Origin of the sequence: Enterococcus sp. DIV0574 (genome assembly GCF_051711125.1) — a bacterium.
Taxonomy (GTDB): Bacteria; Bacillota; Bacilli; order Lactobacillales; family Enterococcaceae; genus Enterococcus_D; species Enterococcus_D gallinarum.
On record NZ_JBIOMA010000001.1, the window covers coordinates 2724784 to 2741095 of the forward strand.

A 16312-nucleotide genomic window follows, 5' to 3' on the forward strand; every position below is an offset into this window, starting at 1 on the left:
GATGTGGACCGGATGAGTACCAGTCCACATCATTTCCTACTTTACTTCTTCGTGTACCCCTCGTCGTAGTCTTTTTCGATATTCTCAATCATTTGATCAAAGCTGATTTCATCATTCAACACTTGAATCATTGAGTCCTTGTATGCCCCAGTTAGTCCAGTGTATCCAGCCATTGTCATCGCCACTTGATCTGCAGTTTGTTTAGAAGAAATTGGTTGGGCTGCCGCTTCAATTTCTTGATTGTAAATATCGTAAGCCGCTTGTGCATCTGCGTAATTCACTTTTATTCCTTCTTCTGCTGGAAGATAACCAGCTAATTCACATAACTCAGTATAATTTTCTGGTGTGTACAACCACTCCATAAATTTCTGTCCGCCCTCACTATTCTTGCTGTTTTCAAAACCAACCATAAAATTACCGCCCATATTGGTAGCACGAGTTGCTTCATACGGCATGTAAATGGCTTGCCAATTGAAATCTTTAATGTTCGTGGTGAAATCTTTGATTTGCCAACTTCCTGACATATATGCTGGAATCATTCCACTCTTAAACATTGAAGAAGCATCTTCTCCAGAAGTCCAGACCGTTTTTGGAATTGTTCCATCATTATTTAGGTCAATGAACTTTTGTAACGCAGCTTTTGTCGCATCATCAGTTTCATAAGTACCGGTTTTATCATTCAGAACAAAATCCTGCCCACCAAATTGGTACGTGAACGCTCTCAATCGATGATCAGAAGGGTCCATTACAAACCCATATTTGGCATCTGTTTTTTCTTGGATTGTGTCCACAGCTTCTAAAAATTCATCCCATGTCCAAACTTCTCCTTCATTCTGCGGATAAGAAACCCCTGCTTGATCAAAAAGATCTGTATTGATGAACATTCCTACCGCAGTAATATCTGTTGGTAAGGCGCGAACCTTGTCGTCTTCGTCTTTAATCGTCATTGAATCTAGCGTTTTGCCTTTTTTAGCAATATCTGTCAAATCAACTAAATAGTCTCCCCAATCTGGTAAGACCCCTGCAACCCGTGCAACATCGGGGGCATCATCTGACTGTACAGCTTTAGAAATTTTCGTCTCCATATCTGCATAAGGTACGTCTGTTACTTCTACTTTGATACCAGTCTCTTCTTCATAACGTTTTGCCATCTTACTATAGGCACCGCCTTCTGATGCATCTCCCGAAACAAACAATCTTACAGTGTCGGAAGAAGCTGAGTCAGAATTGCCGCATGCCGACAAGCCCATTAATAAACCCACACATAAACCAGCCTTTAAAATCTTGTTTTTCATCAATATTTCCTCCTAATGATCTATTTAAAATGACTTAAACCCAAAATTGCTGAAAAAAACAGTAATACTCCAATTATCGTGTGTATCATCTCTATCTTGGTCTTTTTTTCCTTTAATAATAGAATCCCGCCCATAATAGATACAAAGATGCACAACTGAGAAATGGTATAGCTTAAACCTACGCCTAACTGTGTTGCGATATAAAATAAGGAGATATTTGCAATTGTCCAAAATATACCTGTCAGTACATTACGAGAAATTCTTGACAACTCTTGCTTTTCTTGGTCGAATTTCGCAATCGCGCAAGAGGAAAGAAACATCGCAAAAGCTTGAGGTAGAAAGATTTGTAGCCCTTTCACGTGAAAAAGTGACGTCGTGACCACATAGCCCATCAGACAAAGTGATGACGTACAAATCATGAGAATGGTTTGTAGTGATATTGATTCTTGCTGCTTATTCTGATTTTGATTCATTGTAACAAGGTAGATTGCAACTAAAATAACCAGCAGCAACAGCAGGGTAATAAGAACCTGTTTCAGATTCTGCCATTCACGGAGAAGGATGCCAGAAGCGAGTGACGTAAACAGCAATTGTGTCCCGTTTGATAATGGCATCACTTTTGACACTGCCCCAGTCGCAAGGGCTTGAAATTGGAGATATTGACCACCCGCCCAAAATGATCCCGAAATCAATGCTGCAATAGTCCCCATCAATGTGTATTCAACACCCATTAGAAAACTGAGAATGATAGAAATGCCAAATGCCGTAAAGGTTGTGCCCAATAATTGTTCCACGGGTGTTCCTCCAGCTTTTTTGGAAACAATCGGCATCAATCCCCATCCCAAAGCTGGCAAACTATAGATAAGTAAGCTCATGTGATTGCCTTTTCTTTCAAAGATTCTGCGATGGTTAAGGCAAGCAACGTCATTGCTTGTCCATACACCATTGGCATTTGGACAATTCCTTTATAGTCCTCAGCATTGCAGGAAATCGGAGTACCTGCAGACACTCCAAGTACCGTACCATCTTCTGCTATTTTAGCTGTTAAAGATGAGATTAAATCGTTGATTACCTCTTGAGAAAGCTGAATAGTAAGGAAATCACTCTTTACCCCTAAGAGAATGCCAGCAATGATTCCGGCTGATCCGGAAGTTTCCGTATAGGAAGTCGGATCCGTTAAAATTGTATGCCATAAGCCATCCTTACTTCGGATTTCCAACAAAGATTTCACTTGATTGTTGTAGAGATTCAATAGGTACCTTTCTGACGACTTAGCTAAATAACCGTTCATTATTTCCAAAAACAGCGGGATACCAACCGTGATCCAGCTATTTCCTCGACACCAAAAATTGCCTCCGTAATTTGATTGTTCTTCAAAATTCCACCCATGATAAAATAAACCACTCTTACGATTTAAGAGGTACTTACAGTGAAGAAGCATTTGTTCGATTGCATCCTCACGCCAGATTTGATTATCGTATTTCACGCCCATTTTCCCCATAAAAAGAACTGTCATAAAAAGAGTATCTGCCCAGATTTGGTTCCGATTTTCTTTTACTGTGAATTTATCTATTCCAGATGTAATATGCTGCAGTCCATTTTCATCTGTTCTAGGAAATTCTTTTTCGATCCACTTCATCCATTCTAGAGCAAGGGTTTCATACTCCGGATAGTCAACAAGTGTTAGTAAAGGACAAATCGTATTCACATTTTTAGTTGGAAGACCTTTATTGATCTCTTCAGTGGCCCATCGTTTGATATATTCATCATTTATAGGTCCCTCCAAATGCAGCCCATAAATTCCGACGCCTTGAGGCCAGTCCCATTGCTCCATACCAAAGTCTCTAGCAAAGAATCCTTTACTTTCTGATAATTGATTATTACTGTCTCTAAAATCTTCCTGATTTAACGGTAAGCTATCAAAATGCTTAAGCCGTTCTCTTACAAGTGAGATTTTATTATTTGCTACTACCATTCTTAACTCCTCTTGGCTCTTAAGTTTTTTAATTGGTATTGTTTTGGTGACTCGGCTTGTATCTCTTTAAATTTTTTAATATAGCTAGATTCATCACGGTACCCGATTTTTTCCGAAACTTGTTTCACAGAATATCCTTGTTCTAACAATTCTCGTGATTTCATGATTCGGATATAGATTAAATATTGATTTGGTGTCATACCAAGTGCATTTTTAAATGCGCGAATAATCGTTGATTTACTGATAAAAAAACGTTCACTTAATTCATCCAGAGTCATTTCATTCATGTATTCCTCTTTAAGAAAAGAAACAATCTCAGAAATTGTTTGATAATGCTCATAAGATATTGGTTTATGTAATTTCTCATCAGAGTAAACGATTTTATTCAATAGAATAAGTAACTCCGTCAACTTCAATTTTAGATGCAAAAGTTCAAACGGCTCTTTTCGCTCTTGGTCACATCGAATCATTTCTTCATAAAGATCAGTGACTTTAAGACTTTGATCTGAAGTCAACTCAATACAGTCAACCTTTTGTTGCTTGGAAAATATTTCCAAAAGAAAAGGAAAATTTGTTGTAAATTCTTCAATAAAACTGGGCTTGAACAAAATAAAATAGCGTTCATACAATTTGCTGCGATCAATGGAAACTCGATGGAGCTCTTCTGAACTAAACAGAGCAACCGTACCAGCATCTGCATCAAATTTTCGCTCATCAATCTGATAAGTCGTGCTATTCGTTAATGTAAAATGAATTTCAAACCCATCATGAAAATGCGGTTTATCCATAAAATGAATCCTATCTATTTTGTGCATTACCACTAGATCATTTTCAATTAATACCTTATCAACGTTTTCGGTATCTAATCTCATGCTCTCACCTCACTGACAAGATGATTGTAACCGATTTCTAAAGTTATTTGTATGCGTTTCCATTCAATTAATCGGGCAATATCGTCAGAACAGATGAAATTCAGCACGATTTAATTGATTGCTAAAATAATTTATCAACAAAAATTACTTAAACTAGAGAACCAAATGGAAGAGAAAATAAACTGACAGAGTCCAGTGCATTTTAGAGAAATAGCATTAAAAGCTGTCTATAATCATAAAAAAGAGTGCCCAGAAAATATTTTCTGGGCACGGGTAAAATCATTTATTGTCAGCAGAAGGCAATGTCTGCATCAGTTCAAAAAAGTGACTGGCATTTCCTGTACTAAAATAGTTATACCATGCTTCTAACGTCTCTTTCTTGAACACATGTAAGCTCTCTATGATTTGCTTCGTCCAAAGTAACGCTCCCGTTGATCCTGCAGTGATTAGACGATTATCCGATACAGATCGCTGATCTACGTATAGTTCTTGGCCGTTGTATCCCAGGCAAAACATTTCAAGAAATTCAAGACTGTTACTCGTATGTGAGCGATCATTCAATAAGCCAACCTTTCCCAAGGCTACCGTGGCGCCGCAAATCGCTCCAACAGTTCCACCCAGCAAAAGCAACTCTCTCGCTGCATCAAGGACAGCGTGATGTCTTGAATCACTCCAATTATCCGCACCAGGTAACAATAGGATAGATTCTTGATTTAAATCCATTTCCTCCACTAAACAACCAGGAGTTATTTTCATTCCTCCCATAGTGTGAATAGGTTGTTTCGAATGACCAACTGTTTTTATCCTTAATAAAGGCGCATCCGCTTTAAAAAAGCGTTTTGAATGTAGCTCTGCTGTCACATATCCTATTTCCCAATCTGCTAGAGTATCTAGTACGTAAAGATAAATTGTTTTCATAATTTCCCTCCATTAATCGTTCTTTCTGCTATCATTATACCTATCAATTGTTGACAACTTTATGGCAACAATACCAAAATAATTTACTAGGAGTTTCTAAATGAAAGTGAGTAGATTGGTCAGTATTATAATCCTTCTAATGGATAAAAAAAGAGTGAGCGCGAAGGAACTAGCCGAAATGTTTGAAGTGTCACCCCGTACGATTTACCGCGATATAGAGGCAATCAGTATAGCTGGGATTCCAGTCCATTCTACTTCTGGCGTGGGCGGAGGATTTGAGATTATGGAAAAGTATAAAATAGACAAAAATACTTTTACAGAAGAAGACTTGATTACGATTTTAGTAGGCATCTCTAGTATTCCAAGTGTTATGAAAAGTAATGATTTTGTAAATACACAGACCAAAATCAGAAGTCTGATCCCGCCAAAGAGAATAGAATCAGCTCACGTACAAGCAAAGCAAATGCATATCGACTTTAGTCAATGGTTGGGCGATCGAAATTTAGAAACATATCTTACTATTATCAAGGGGGCTTTACAAAAAAATCATTTACTCACATTTGATTACATTAACCACAAGGGCAACAGGACCAAAAGACAAGTCGAACCTTATCAGCTGGTTTTAAAAAATAGTCAATGGTACTTTCAAGGATACTGCTATGAAAGAAAGGATTTTCGATTATTCAAAGTAGCTCGCCTTTCGAATTTAAAAATGGATGAGAGCAGTTTTGTTCCAAAATCTCCTCCAGCGCTACCTTTGCTTACTCCAGAAATCTTAAATAAACGACAGATATCGATCAAACTAAGAATTCATGCGTCTATCATGGAACGATTACTCGATTATTGCGACTATAACCAATTTGTAAGAGAGGATGAGACCCATTATATCGTCACATTCCCCTTTGTAGAAAATGACTATTACTACGGGATTATTTTAAGCTTAGGGGACAAATGCGAATGTCTAGAACCTTTACATGTTCGCACAGAATTAAAAAGGAAAATCGCCAGTTTAGCCCAACTATATGACAAATAGCTTCAGATAAGCGAGTAAGTTCATTTAATGAAACCTTGCTTATACGAACGAAAGTTTTCACTATGAAAAAGAGTGTCCAGAATGACGATCTACTGGACACTCCTCTTTATTCTTCTAATGATAAATGTAAAATAGAATAACGCTTTAAGTTTGGTTTGAGCACTGGCTTCTCCTCAAAAAATGAGAAGGTGACATACTTCCATTTATCCGGATTATAAATGGTAAGTTTACCCAATGAATTGTCATAATCATTCGATTTTAGTCCAACTTCTTTTAATGAAGGCTGCTCGTGAATATCATGACATTCTTCGATTACATACTTACTTTCTGAGAAGGAACGGTCTAAGCGGATTTCTGAGGTAACACCTATCTCAATGTTTTTCCAGCCGAAAGAAGCAATAATATTGTCAAAAAATCCGCCAAAAATAAATTGTGTCATACCGTCTGTTGCTTTCCAAACATACAAAGGGCAATAACTATTTTCTAAATCACCGCTACTTTTCTCAGTAATCAGGTAAGCCTTAAACAGCAAATCTTTAAAGCCATCTGTCTTGTGCCCATTATCCTTTACTCTTTTTCTTATCTTTTCCATGTCGTAATCAGCAGGAAAAACTATTTTATATTGCATCGCTTGCATATTAGCTCTCTCCTTTCGTTATCAAAAGTATACTTGACATCCCCCATCGCGCATAATATAGAATCATGATATGCTTATCACAAAAAATGATAAGTAAGAGGTTAGTCTGATGAATTTTAATGATTTGATGATTTTTAAAGCGATTTATGAAGAAGGAACGCTTAACAAAGCTGCTAAAAGATTGGGCTATGCTCAATCGAATATCACTGCACGTCTTCAAACAATAGAAGATGAATGTAATACGCATTTATTCATACGGAACCATAATGGCGTAACTCCGACTGCCAATGGGGAAGAATTTTATCTTTTCTCGCTTACTACTTTGTCAAAATTTGAGAACGTTAAAAAAAATTTTTTTGAACAGCAGCCAAAATTACTCACATCAGAATTGCTACTAAAATATTTAGTCAATGAATGCCAAGAAATCTCAATTGAATCGATAAAAATAAGGTGCAAACGGACCGAAATGATTCTTTCAGAAATTTGCCGCGAGCCTTATGATTTCGTCATAACATTTCAAGAAATAAATAGGACAGAGTATACTTTAACAGAAACCAAGCAATTACTTGTGAATTTTTTATGCGGTGACCGAAATAAGACAAATGTACCACTATTGATCAATAGTGACTTGGATTGTCCTTTAAGACAACTAACATTAGAAATAGTAAAAGAAACGGAGCGATTGATTGAAATAGATTCATTAGAAACTATTTTAGACCTCGTTTCAAAAGGCCAAGCAATGGCTTTGCTGCCAACTTATTTAGAAAAAGAAGGCTTTCTACCTATAGATAATAATCTATTCGCAATCAATTATTATTGTTATAAGCATAACTGATAACTTCTGACTGTCACTTTTCAGCTTAATGAATGAATCAATCTAGAATCAACGAACCATCTACTACTCAAAATTATGCATCTAAATCACTTTTTATGTCTTTGCTGCTTTATTAGGGAAGTTTCCCGTTATCGTCATTCTGAACACCTGAACTGAAAAAAGAAAACTCTTTTGCTGTTAACCTTCGTTGCTCTCCCGATAAAATCGAAGTCTGACACGGCTTCGATGTCTTGTTAATCATCAGTTTCTGGGAAAACCATCGACAAAATCGTCATAGCCTTACCTTCTTCTTTAACAAGAAACAGCATACGAGATTCTCCTTGATCAACCTATCTACGGTTGATCAAGGAGAATCTCGATTTTACTGACATATTCTGTTGGTTGATTTGTCTCATGAAAGTCGATCAAATAAAATTCATAGTAGTCACCAATCGTTGCAAGTTGGTGTTGCTTTAAATAATCGTTTAATTGACGAAGCGCTGCTCCACGATCCTTATAGGTCCCTGTATAGTAAATAGAGGCATAATTACCAGCTGGCAGAACAAATGCTTTCTGATCAGAAAGATCACTGGTTAAACAATAAAAAACTTGATGTTTAAACGTCTCACCATGGGGGGTTAAGACGGTGCCGAAAACATTTTGATTGTTGGCATGTAATTCTTTTTCAAACTGTTTATGCAATCGCTTGAGCTCAAAATACAAATCTCTTCCTAATGTATTTTTTTCCTGGCTCAAAACAATATAGCGATCTTTGTGGTAGAGCCTTTCGATTTCATGGTTTTGCTTGGTTTCCGCATACTCGAGTAAATCGATTCTCTCTTGCAACAACGCTTGTTTTTGCTTCAATTCCTTGATCCGCTCATCCAATTGTTCACGCTCAAAATTTAAGATTTCTTTGGTTAAAGCTTTGTTCTTGGTATCTAAATACGTCTTTATTTCCTCTAAAGATACATCAAAAAAACGCAAATCTCTTATCGTGTTCAACCGTTGAATTTCTTCATAGGAATAATCACGATAGCCATTCTCAGAATACTTTGGTGACAGTAAGCCGATTTTTTCATAATACCTAAGTGTATGGGGCGTGATATCATAATTTTCACTGATTTCTTTTATTTTCATCTTGGTACCTTCCACCTAAACGATTTAGAATAAGTTTTAAACCCTTATAAGATGCATCTGATAGGATTCAAAACAAACACCTAACTTCCCCAGAAGCTTTGGGCAGTCTGATTATCCCATAATCTTAAGTCAAAAGAAATAGCTTCGTTCCAGCCCTCCTAAAATCATTCAGTCGTTAAAAAATCATCTACTCAACGAACTTATTCAGATACGAGCGACTGTTCATAAAATTCAGCCTCACTACCTAAAAATTTTGCAACAACAGCAGGGTCTTTTTTGAGCTCTGAAATGATCATAGGGTCGTCAGTAAGTACAATCACTCCCAGCTTTCCGCTGCGAATTGATTCGTAAGGAATAAACTCACTATAGTTTTGTTCAATCGAAAAAGAGTTGGTAGATTGGATATCCTCACTTCCTGTGACAGATAGAGCGGCTTCAAATTGGCGGTCTTTCTCAGCAAAAGATAGCTCTAATTTTTGGCTATCGCTCGTACTAAAAAATGGGGTACTTAAAGATTGAGTCGAATCTTTGGTCTTTAAATTGGTGGAGAAAACAAAGACACGCTCACCGGCTTTTTGGTGAATGGTATACTTGTTGACAGTCTTTCTTTCAACTTCTGGAACTGCCTCAAACTCTGCAAGTGTTCTTGATTCATCAATCTCAGCATTTGAACTTGTTTCGCGAGTTGTATGACAACTCCCAACGATGGTGACACTTAACAAAGACAGTATCCCTACTAGGAACTTTGACATCTTTTCTTCCCCCTATCACTGAATGATCTATTAAAAACAGTATAAATGAAACCGCTTTAAAATGATAGTTAATTACTATATAAGCAAATTAAAACAGCAAAAAACTATCCGAAGGCTCTTTTTTGAGTCTTCAGATAGTTTTTGAGATGTATTATTAATGAGACAGACGTATCGAACAAATGAATGATCATTGTTCCAGTGTATTCTTCCTCACTAGTATTCCCCACAACACGAGTAACGCTAATCCGAGAAAGATGAATGGCTCTCCAACACTTCCTGTTTTAGGAAGCTTACCTAGTTTCGAACCATCTCCCACAATGATTTTCCGCCCATTATCTGGATCGGGTTCATCTTCCGGATCATCAATCGGGTAGTTCTCTTCTCCGATGCGTCCACGAACAGTTAATTGATAAGAGGGTTGTTTCTGGACATTGGTCCAGGAATTCTGTGCTTCCGCCGCTAAAACCGTCTTCGAAACAAAACTTCCCAGCAAGATAATCATAGGCAGCAGATAGAAACTCTTCCATAATCGTTTCATTGGATTGCTCCCTTCTGTAACAAGAGAACGATTCGAACAGCCATTATACGTCTGCAGCGAAACGCAAAACTAAAGTAAAGCTTGGATTTAATTCAGATGAAGCATCGGTTGGGCTGGCGGTACCAGCGAATGAGAATGTATCAAAAGTGACTACTCCGTCATTCCCGTCTAATGTGAATAATTCTGTCTCTGTAACAGATGACACACCATTTTCAATTAATTCAATCCCATTGATTTCTAATCGATCGACTACGTCCATTTCATGTACACCATTTACGGCCGCCACATACGTCGTTACACCAACCGCAGAATTATTGGTGACTGTATAAGTTGGGGAAACGATCTCCGTATGATTTGAATCTTCGGTTGTCCAAAATAAAGCCGTTGTAGGGATAGTAACATTGATCCAACGATCGGGATTGTAAGGATCCGGACCGGGTACCGTATTGTCAAATTCTCCGATGATTCCGTTCACAGTGATGTCTCCAGAATTGGCTCCTGTACGTCCATCGACTACTTGCTCCGCAAATGCCGGTATACTACTTGCTAAAATCCCAACGATTGTTGCTGTACTTAGTAAAGCTGTTGCTTTTTTCATTTTATATTCCTCACTTTTTGTTTGATTTTAGTTCTTAACGATAATCGTTAATTCAGCTTCAGTGACTCCTTGTTTTTCTTTCGTTTCAGGGTCGTAGATATTGATTGTTGCTTTTGCTTGGTATTCTCCCTTAGCTAATGGTGTGATCAAATTGACGTTTTCCACAAACTGATTGGGATAAATTGCTCCTGATGAATAGACAAGTTCTCCATTTGATAAGGTTATGTCGACCGCAATTGGATAAACGTTGGTCCCAGGATTTACAATCTCGATTGAGCCAGAACTGTTTCCATCTTCAAAGACGGCTTCTGGGTTGATCTGCAACGTAAAGTAATTGGCATCCGCAATTTCCTGCGCACGTTCTGAGAGACGTTGATCCGTGGCATCGCCGGCTTCTGGCAGCAGATCGGCACTGATAATTGGTACTGGATCTTTCTGAAAATAGAAATATGCTCCCAGTCCACAGATGATTAAAGCGAACAATAATAGCCACAATAATCCTCGCTTTTTGTGTGCCCTTTCATGGGTTTGCTCCATAGGTCCCACCTCCTTATCTATGTCTTGTCTTCAGCAGCTGTCGTTAAATGTTCGAAAGATTCTCATGGAACGAAACGCAGAATAATTTGATATTTCGGAGCAAGCGACTCTTCATAATACCCGCCTTGCTGCATCTGGTCATCTGTGATCCAACGCGGGTAAGGACCATAGTAATGACCTGACAATTTAACAGGAACATGGCTTCTTTGAGATAGACGGACAAAATGTTGTTCTGCCATTCTTTCAGAAAGCTGGACCTCGGCTTCTTCCGTCTTGATGCTCAGTCGTAAGAGCGGAATCGGAATCCCCGATTCTGAGGCTTGATCCTGATGTATTGGTGTTACATAATCAAGTGGACTCTCGCCCTCAGCCAATAATGTAATTCCTGCATCATCAGTGATAGCAAGTTGTGTGACATACGTATCGACCGGGATCCTTGATTGATTCTGAATCTCATAGTCCGCGCTTTCAAAACTGCGATTACTTTCGGCATCATCATAGAGTGATTCAAAAATCATTTTGGTAGGAATCGTAACCTTTAAGTGTCCCAATTTAGAAGACACATCAATGCCAATCCAAAATTGATACGCCTTGTTTCCTACTTCCAATCGTGCATAGTAGGTCCCATCTATAGTGGTATCGAGGGTGAGATCCGTCTCGATCACTCGAATTTCCGAAGAGAGATCCGCTTCAGTCAAGAGGTTCTTAGCTGACGCCCGGCTTTCTCGTAAAATCATCTGATGTAATTCAGCATTTGATGCTAAATCATTAATAGCCAAACGATCCAATGTGATATTGTTGGCTCGATACTCGATACCTTTGATAACCTCTCGATCAATTGTTATATCTTCCAATGTGTTAACCGAAGGTTTCGAGAGAAAAAGTATTACTTTTGTAGTTGTTTCCAAACGTTCGTTTTCAGCTAGAATGATTTTAAAAGAACGGATCTGTTGCTGAGGGTCTTGATAGTCCCCCCATTCGATTCGAGGCGAGTCTTTCTCGATAACCACTGTGCTTCCATCTGTATTCTGATAAGTAATCGAAAGTACATCCACTGATTCGGTCATATAGCCGGTAATTGAGTCAGATTGATCACTGACAGGATGTAGCCCTGCAGAAAGTTCTTTCAGGGTATTCGGTTCCCAGATGTAAGTTCCGGGATGGCTGCCATTATAATTGTTCATAAATTCAGCAGATGAAGAAAATGCAATGGGATCAGTGTCTTCAGTTGGATCATTCAGGATCCAGCGACCAGTATATTCATGATTGACCGGAACACTAGGCAAGCCCACAGATTGATTGAAGATGGATCTTTCTCCCAAAGTGAGCGACCGTAATCCTGTCATACCGCCAAACATATTGGTTATAGTTACTGGTAAGGTATTTGTCGTCCAACCACTTAGATTTAATTCAGATATCGCACTAGCATTCTGGAATGTACTAGTCATATTAACAATCCTTGAAGTTTGCCAGTCTTTCATATTCACTGTCTTTAAATTTGCAGCATTTTGAAACATCCCATTAATATTTGTTAGGCTAGTAGTATTCCAATTGTTTAAGTCCAGATGCACGATTCCGCTTCTTGCGAACATCGAACTCATATTCTCTACCATTCGAGTATTCCAGTTCTGAATGTCGAGGGTTTCTAAAGAAGTTGTACCGACAAACATACTTGCCATCGTAATGACTCGCGACGTATCAATATTCCCTATTGCCAGATCTGTTAATGAACTAGCGCCACTAAACATAGAGTGCATATTGATGACCGACGTTGTATCCCATTGATTCAAGTCAAGCGACGTCAAGGAGCTATTACTGCCAAACATCCAATTCATATAAATAACTGAAGATGTATCAAATTTATCTATACCTTGAATTTCTCTCAAATGCGATAGTCCCATAAATAATTGACCTGAATTTTCTGGCAACGTCACCTTTTCAGTGACGATAATAAGTTCGACCTCATTCAATAGATTTTTCCATGGTGCATTGGCAACAATCCCCGCAGTACCGCCAAAAAGGGTGATCGTTTTTGAAGATTCATCATATTCCCAGGGAACAGTCCCCCATAATGCTCGTTCTTTTTCTTCCCATATGTATGTCCCAGGATAACTGCCATCGTAATTCCTCAGAAATTCATAAGAAGTATCGTAGGCAATCAAATCCGCTTCCCATTCGATACTTTCCCGAAGAACCCATCTTCCTGTGTAACGCTCTGTTATTGGGACGTCAGGCAGACTGACCACACTCCAAGAATCATCAGACATATAGAAAATTGACTTTTCCCCTAATGTAAGTTCTTTTAAATTAGTCGCTCCTGCAAACATCGAACGTAAATTAGTAACTGCGCTTGTATCAAACCCGCTAACATTGAGTGATTCAATTCCACTGTTATAAACGAGACTTCTCATGTCTGTCACTGATCTCGTATCCCAAGTGCTTAGATCCAGCCTTTTTAAACTGCTTGTCGAACTAAACATAGCCGTCATATTTGTCACCTGAGAGGTATCAAAATTGTGTTCATTTTGAATAGATCGTAGATTGGGAGTGCTTGCAAATAAGCTGCTAGAATCTGATGGTAAGCGAACTCTCCCGGCAACAATAATCTGTTCCAATCTTGGCCGGTATGCTCGCCAAGGTGCAGTAAGGGTTGTCCCGCCATCTCCCCCGTACAGAGTCATGGTGTTCGTTTCCTCATCGTATGTCCAAGGCACCGTTCCCCAACTTCCTTGAATCTCACTTCGTTGGTCTACCGACTGTGGGTTTTCATCTTGTTCTTCACTTTCTTGCCTATCGTTATCAGTGAATGATTCATCTGGAGTTTCATCTTGTTGCCACGATTCCTCTGGAGTGGAATCGATCTCGGTATCCCAAGTGGCTTCTTCCATTGAGTCTTCCTCTTCACTAACCGATTCATGACTATCAAGAGTGTCTGGTTCTTCATTCTCTGGCAGTTTTTGCGCCGCTTCTTCTTTCTGTGTATAGTCTTCAGAGAGAGCCATTATTGGCTGAAAAATATAGAAAATTAAAATAAGCATGATCAGCCACGATTTTTTTTTCATTTGTCATCATTACCTCCCTTCATAAAGTGAATTTAAGTAACCTTCGCATTCAATACTCTTTTTTAGACAGCAAAAAATCATGAAATTCAAAAAAATCAAAAGAAATTCAAATTTCCCGAGACCAATCATAACATCTCAAAAAAAAATTTACTTTCCAATATTTTCTTCACCCAGTGAAAATATTGAAGTGACGTTCCTCTTTTCAATAAATAAAGACGAATTTCTTAGTGGTTATATAACAAATCAAGTATTCCATTGCTAAGCATTGAATCGTTAAGGATTGACTTTTCCGTAAGCAGCGATTTTGTTAACAGACCACAGGCATGAGAAAGAAAAAATGTGATCATAGAAAACTGAGGTCCAGCCATTCCATCTAATGAAATTCGTTATTTTACGTCTATACTTCGTAAGCAAAAAAAGGTATTCTCTCTTAAAAAAGGATTATTCAATCGGAGGAATGCAAATGTCAGGAGTCAGTTATGGGTATGCGCGGGTTTCTACAAAACAGCAAGATCTTTCGCGTCAATTGGATTTACTTGAGAAATATAATTGTCACAAAATTTATACCGAAAAGATCAGTGGTACGCAGGCCAATCGGCCAGAGTTGATCAAATTAAAAAAGCGCGTGAAGCCACAGGATCAAATCATCATCGAAAGCTTTTCCCGTCTTGGCCGCAGTACCAAAGACTTAATTGATTTGGTATATTTTTTTGAACAAAAAGGTGTGAAAGTAATCAGTATCAAAGAAAATTTTGATACTCAGACACCGCAGGGGAAATTGATGATGACCGTTTTCCAAGCATTTAGTCAGTTTGAACGTGATATTATTGTCGAACGTACCAAAGAAGGGCTGCTATCCGCACGAGCCCGGGGAAATATTGGAGGGAGGCCGAAAGTGGAACCACAGGTCATCAAAAAAGCCCTTTATCTCTATCAAGAGCAGGGCTGTTCAGTGGTTGATGTTTGTCAAAAGACCGGTGTGAAGAAATCAACCTTTTATCGTTATTTAAAACAATCAGCATTGCAACGCTGATCACTTGGCTTTCCTTCGCTACCCCAGCGAACCACATCAAAAAACGACCATTGTTTTACGATGAGAGCAAGCTCATCACGAGTAATCCAATGGTCGTTTTTCTAATTTTAACACAGCAAATTTTCTAGTGTTTAATCAAATATTCTCTGGTTCTTCTTGTTTCTGATAATATTTTTTTTCGAAATCAGTCCATGATCGGCTAAATTGATGGTTCGAAAAGGCACTCTTTAAGCCGGAGCTTTGTTTGAAACGAAAGACTTCTTCTGCCTCCATTCCCAATTCTTTGGCAATCCGATCATCTGTCCATCCGCTTGCTACTAATTGTTGAACGATTTTGCTCATTTTCTCGATACCATGAGTGCCTCGAGCTCGATTATGTCTAACAGTGGAAGCCATACGGTGTTCCAATGGCTTATCGATAACAGTCACTGGCACTTCTTTTAGGTTCAACCGTTCTTTGGCCACTTGATAGCGGTGAAAGCCGTCAATCAGTAAGTACCCTTCTTTTTCGTTGTCAAAATAACAGACTAATGGTTGTGTGAAGCCGTCTTCCCGAATCGACAACTCCAAAAGTTCCAACTCGGGTTCCGCTACTTTATTGGGATTGTAGTGATTGGCGTGAATTTGAATCAATGGAACCATTTTTACAGCTAGCACAGGAAAAGCAATTTTTTCCATTAAACAGAACACTCCCTTTTGAGAAAATAATAGTTCTTCGTTTGGCGAAAAACGGTGAACCCTTTTGTCTGGAACAACGCCACTTCGTTAGGGTGATTCGTTGTGACTGTGATTTCTTGATCCGGATGTTTTTTTCGGATGTCATGCAGCATTTTTCTTAACAAAAGAGTTTTTCTGCCTGAAGCAGGCTCTTTTTCATAGAATTCGCCAATCTCGATGCGAGCTGTTTTTTTTTCATAGTAAGAGAAGCCCATCACCTGATTCAGCGAATCCACGATCACATACCAATGGCAATCCCCAGAATTAACGAGATAGGGAAATTGCTTTTGGTAGATTCGCTCAGCAAAGAAAGGCCCCATCAATTGATAGAAATGTCCTTTCTTATATGGTGGAAAAAAGACGATCAGTTGTTCTTTCAACTACTCCACAT

The 16312-nt window shown here is 38.6% G+C and carries 17 protein-coding genes; 3 read left to right on the forward strand and 14 right to left on the reverse strand.

Annotated features, from left to right (window positions below; genetic code table 11):
* Positions 1–41 precede the first annotated feature (41 nt).
* The 5 genes from IGJ45_RS13060 to IGJ45_RS13080 all read right to left on the reverse strand — a co-directional run bounded on the left by IGJ45_RS13060 (position 42) and on the right by IGJ45_RS13080 (position 5060).
* Positions 42–1295: an ABC transporter substrate-binding protein gene (locus IGJ45_RS13060; RefSeq protein ID WP_081131972.1), complete on the reverse strand. Its 1254-nt coding sequence runs from the start codon at positions 1293–1295 to the stop codon at positions 42–44.
* Positions 1296–1315: 20 nt separating this feature from the next.
* Positions 1316–2170 (reverse strand): GRP family sugar transporter, encoded by an 855-nt coding sequence (locus IGJ45_RS13065; RefSeq protein WP_409531224.1) that lies wholly within the window; start codon positions 2168–2170, stop codon positions 1316–1318.
* Positions 2167–3270 carry a glycoside hydrolase family 88/105 protein gene (locus IGJ45_RS13070; RefSeq protein WP_409531223.1) on the reverse strand — a complete coding sequence of 368 codons (1104 nt, stop codon included), beginning with the start codon at positions 3268–3270 and terminating at the stop codon, positions 2167–2169. The genes IGJ45_RS13065 and IGJ45_RS13070 overlap by 4 nt, the downstream gene beginning before the upstream one ends.
* 2 nt (positions 3271–3272) lie before the next feature.
* Complete coding sequence (locus IGJ45_RS13075; protein WP_081131975.1) at positions 3273–4142, reverse strand: AraC family transcriptional regulator; 870 nt, start codon at positions 4140–4142, stop codon at positions 3273–3275.
* 279 nt (positions 4143–4421) lie between these two features.
* Positions 4422–5060: a DJ-1/PfpI family protein gene (locus tag IGJ45_RS13080; protein WP_113849304.1), complete on the reverse strand. Its 639-nt coding sequence runs from the start codon at positions 5058–5060 to the stop codon at positions 4422–4424.
* 100 nt (positions 5061–5160) lie between these two features.
* Here IGJ45_RS13080 and IGJ45_RS13085 point away from each other — a divergent pair, with 100 nt between their 5' ends.
* Positions 5161–6093 carry a helix-turn-helix transcriptional regulator gene (locus IGJ45_RS13085; RefSeq protein WP_279281882.1) on the forward strand — a complete coding sequence of 311 codons (933 nt, stop codon included), beginning with the start codon at positions 5161–5163 and terminating at the stop codon, positions 6091–6093.
* A 106-nt stretch (positions 6094–6199) separates the two neighbouring features.
* Here the strand turns inward: IGJ45_RS13085 and IGJ45_RS13090 are convergent, their stop codons facing one another.
* Positions 6200–6730: a DUF4865 family protein gene (locus IGJ45_RS13090; protein WP_081131978.1), complete on the reverse strand. Its 531-nt coding sequence runs from the start codon at positions 6728–6730 to the stop codon at positions 6200–6202.
* A 109-nt stretch (positions 6731–6839) separates the two neighbouring features.
* Between IGJ45_RS13090 and IGJ45_RS13095 the strand changes: the two genes are divergently transcribed.
* Positions 6840–7565 carry a LysR family transcriptional regulator gene (locus IGJ45_RS13095; protein ID WP_103300193.1) on the forward strand — a complete coding sequence of 242 codons (726 nt, stop codon included), beginning with the start codon at positions 6840–6842 and terminating at the stop codon, positions 7563–7565.
* Between the two features lie 333 nt (positions 7566–7898).
* Here the strand turns inward: IGJ45_RS13095 and IGJ45_RS13100 are convergent, their stop codons facing one another.
* The 6 genes from IGJ45_RS13100 to IGJ45_RS13125 form a co-directional block, all read right to left on the reverse strand.
* Entirely contained in the window at positions 7899–8684 is a 786-nt protein-coding gene (locus tag IGJ45_RS13100; protein ID WP_279281883.1) for a MerR family transcriptional regulator, read from the reverse strand.
* A gap of 200 nt (positions 8685–8884) precedes the next feature.
* Entirely contained in the window at positions 8885–9436 is a 552-nt protein-coding gene (locus IGJ45_RS13105) for a hypothetical protein (protein ID WP_171917301.1), read from the reverse strand.
* Positions 9437–9623: 187 nt separating this feature from the next.
* The gene (locus tag IGJ45_RS13110) at positions 9624–9974 is read right to left on the reverse strand and encodes an LPXTG cell wall anchor domain-containing protein (RefSeq protein ID WP_156247734.1); all 351 of its coding nucleotides are present in this window, start codon (positions 9972–9974) and stop codon (positions 9624–9626) included.
* A 43-nt stretch (positions 9975–10017) separates the two neighbouring features.
* Positions 10018–10572 carry a hypothetical protein gene (locus IGJ45_RS13115; RefSeq protein WP_279281884.1) on the reverse strand — a complete coding sequence of 185 codons (555 nt, stop codon included), beginning with the start codon at positions 10570–10572 and terminating at the stop codon, positions 10018–10020.
* Between the two features lie 27 nt (positions 10573–10599).
* A complete protein-coding gene (locus IGJ45_RS13120; RefSeq protein ID WP_103300190.1) occupies positions 10600–11109 on the reverse strand; it encodes a hypothetical protein in 510 nt (169 codons plus the stop codon).
* A gap of 62 nt (positions 11110–11171) precedes the next feature.
* The gene (locus IGJ45_RS13125; protein WP_409531221.1) at positions 11172–14171 is read right to left on the reverse strand and encodes a BspA family leucine-rich repeat surface protein; all 3000 of its coding nucleotides are present in this window, start codon (positions 14169–14171) and stop codon (positions 11172–11174) included.
* A 463-nt stretch (positions 14172–14634) separates the two neighbouring features.
* Here IGJ45_RS13125 and IGJ45_RS13130 point away from each other — a divergent pair, with 463 nt between their 5' ends.
* Positions 14635–15204, forward strand: coding sequence for a recombinase family protein (locus IGJ45_RS13130; protein ID WP_279281886.1), 570 nt, complete (start codon positions 14635–14637; stop codon positions 15202–15204).
* A 135-nt stretch (positions 15205–15339) separates the two neighbouring features.
* On the opposite strand, the gene IGJ45_RS13135 is transcribed toward IGJ45_RS13130, so the two are convergent.
* Both IGJ45_RS13135 and IGJ45_RS13140 read right to left on the reverse strand, forming a co-directional pair.
* A complete protein-coding gene (locus tag IGJ45_RS13135; RefSeq protein WP_005470480.1) occupies positions 15340–15882 on the reverse strand; it encodes an IbrB-like domain-containing protein in 543 nt (180 codons plus the stop codon).
* A complete protein-coding gene (locus IGJ45_RS13140; RefSeq protein ID WP_103300188.1) occupies positions 15882–16301 on the reverse strand; it encodes a hypothetical protein in 420 nt (139 codons plus the stop codon). The genes IGJ45_RS13135 and IGJ45_RS13140 overlap by 1 nt, the downstream gene beginning before the upstream one ends.
* Positions 16302–16312: the final 11 nt, after the last annotated feature.

Bases quoted from the DNA above. Each gene is read 5' to 3' on its own strand.
- IGJ45_RS13060 (WP_081131972.1), bottom strand. From the start codon at position 1,295: ATGAAAAACAAGATTTTAAAGGCTGGTTTATGTGTGGGTTTATTAATG.
- IGJ45_RS13065 (WP_409531224.1), bottom strand. From the start codon at position 2,170: ATGAGCTTACTTATCTATAGTTTGCCAGCTTTGGGATGGGGATTGATG.
- IGJ45_RS13070 (WP_409531223.1), bottom strand. From the start codon at position 3,270: ATGGTAGTAGCAAATAATAAAATCTCACTTGTAAGAGAACGGCTTAAG.
- IGJ45_RS13075 (WP_081131975.1), bottom strand. From the start codon at position 4,142: ATGAGATTAGATACCGAAAACGTTGATAAGGTATTAATTGAAAATGAT.
- IGJ45_RS13080 (WP_113849304.1), bottom strand. From the start codon at position 5,060: ATGAAAACAATTTATCTTTACGTACTAGATACTCTAGCAGATTGGGAA.
- IGJ45_RS13085 (WP_279281882.1), top strand. From the start codon at position 5,161: ATGAAAGTGAGTAGATTGGTCAGTATTATAATCCTTCTAATGGATAAA.
- IGJ45_RS13090 (WP_081131978.1), bottom strand. From the start codon at position 6,730: ATGCAAGCGATGCAATATAAAATAGTTTTTCCTGCTGATTACGACATG.
- IGJ45_RS13095 (WP_103300193.1), top strand. From the start codon at position 6,840: ATGAATTTTAATGATTTGATGATTTTTAAAGCGATTTATGAAGAAGGA.
- IGJ45_RS13100 (WP_279281883.1), bottom strand. From the start codon at position 8,684: ATGAAAATAAAAGAAATCAGTGAAAATTATGATATCACGCCCCATACA.
- IGJ45_RS13105 (WP_171917301.1), bottom strand. From the start codon at position 9,436: ATGTCAAAGTTCCTAGTAGGGATACTGTCTTTGTTAAGTGTCACCATC.
- IGJ45_RS13110 (WP_156247734.1), bottom strand. From the start codon at position 9,974: ATGAAACGATTATGGAAGAGTTTCTATCTGCTGCCTATGATTATCTTG.
- IGJ45_RS13115 (WP_279281884.1), bottom strand. From the start codon at position 10,572: ATGAAAAAAGCAACAGCTTTACTAAGTACAGCAACAATCGTTGGGATT.
- IGJ45_RS13120 (WP_103300190.1), bottom strand. From the start codon at position 11,109: ATGGAGCAAACCCATGAAAGGGCACACAAAAAGCGAGGATTATTGTGG.
- IGJ45_RS13125 (WP_409531221.1), bottom strand. From the start codon at position 14,171: ATGAAAAAAAAATCGTGGCTGATCATGCTTATTTTAATTTTCTATATT.
- IGJ45_RS13130 (WP_279281886.1), top strand. From the start codon at position 14,635: ATGTCAGGAGTCAGTTATGGGTATGCGCGGGTTTCTACAAAACAGCAA.
- IGJ45_RS13135 (WP_005470480.1), bottom strand. From the start codon at position 15,882: ATGGAAAAAATTGCTTTTCCTGTGCTAGCTGTAAAAATGGTTCCATTG.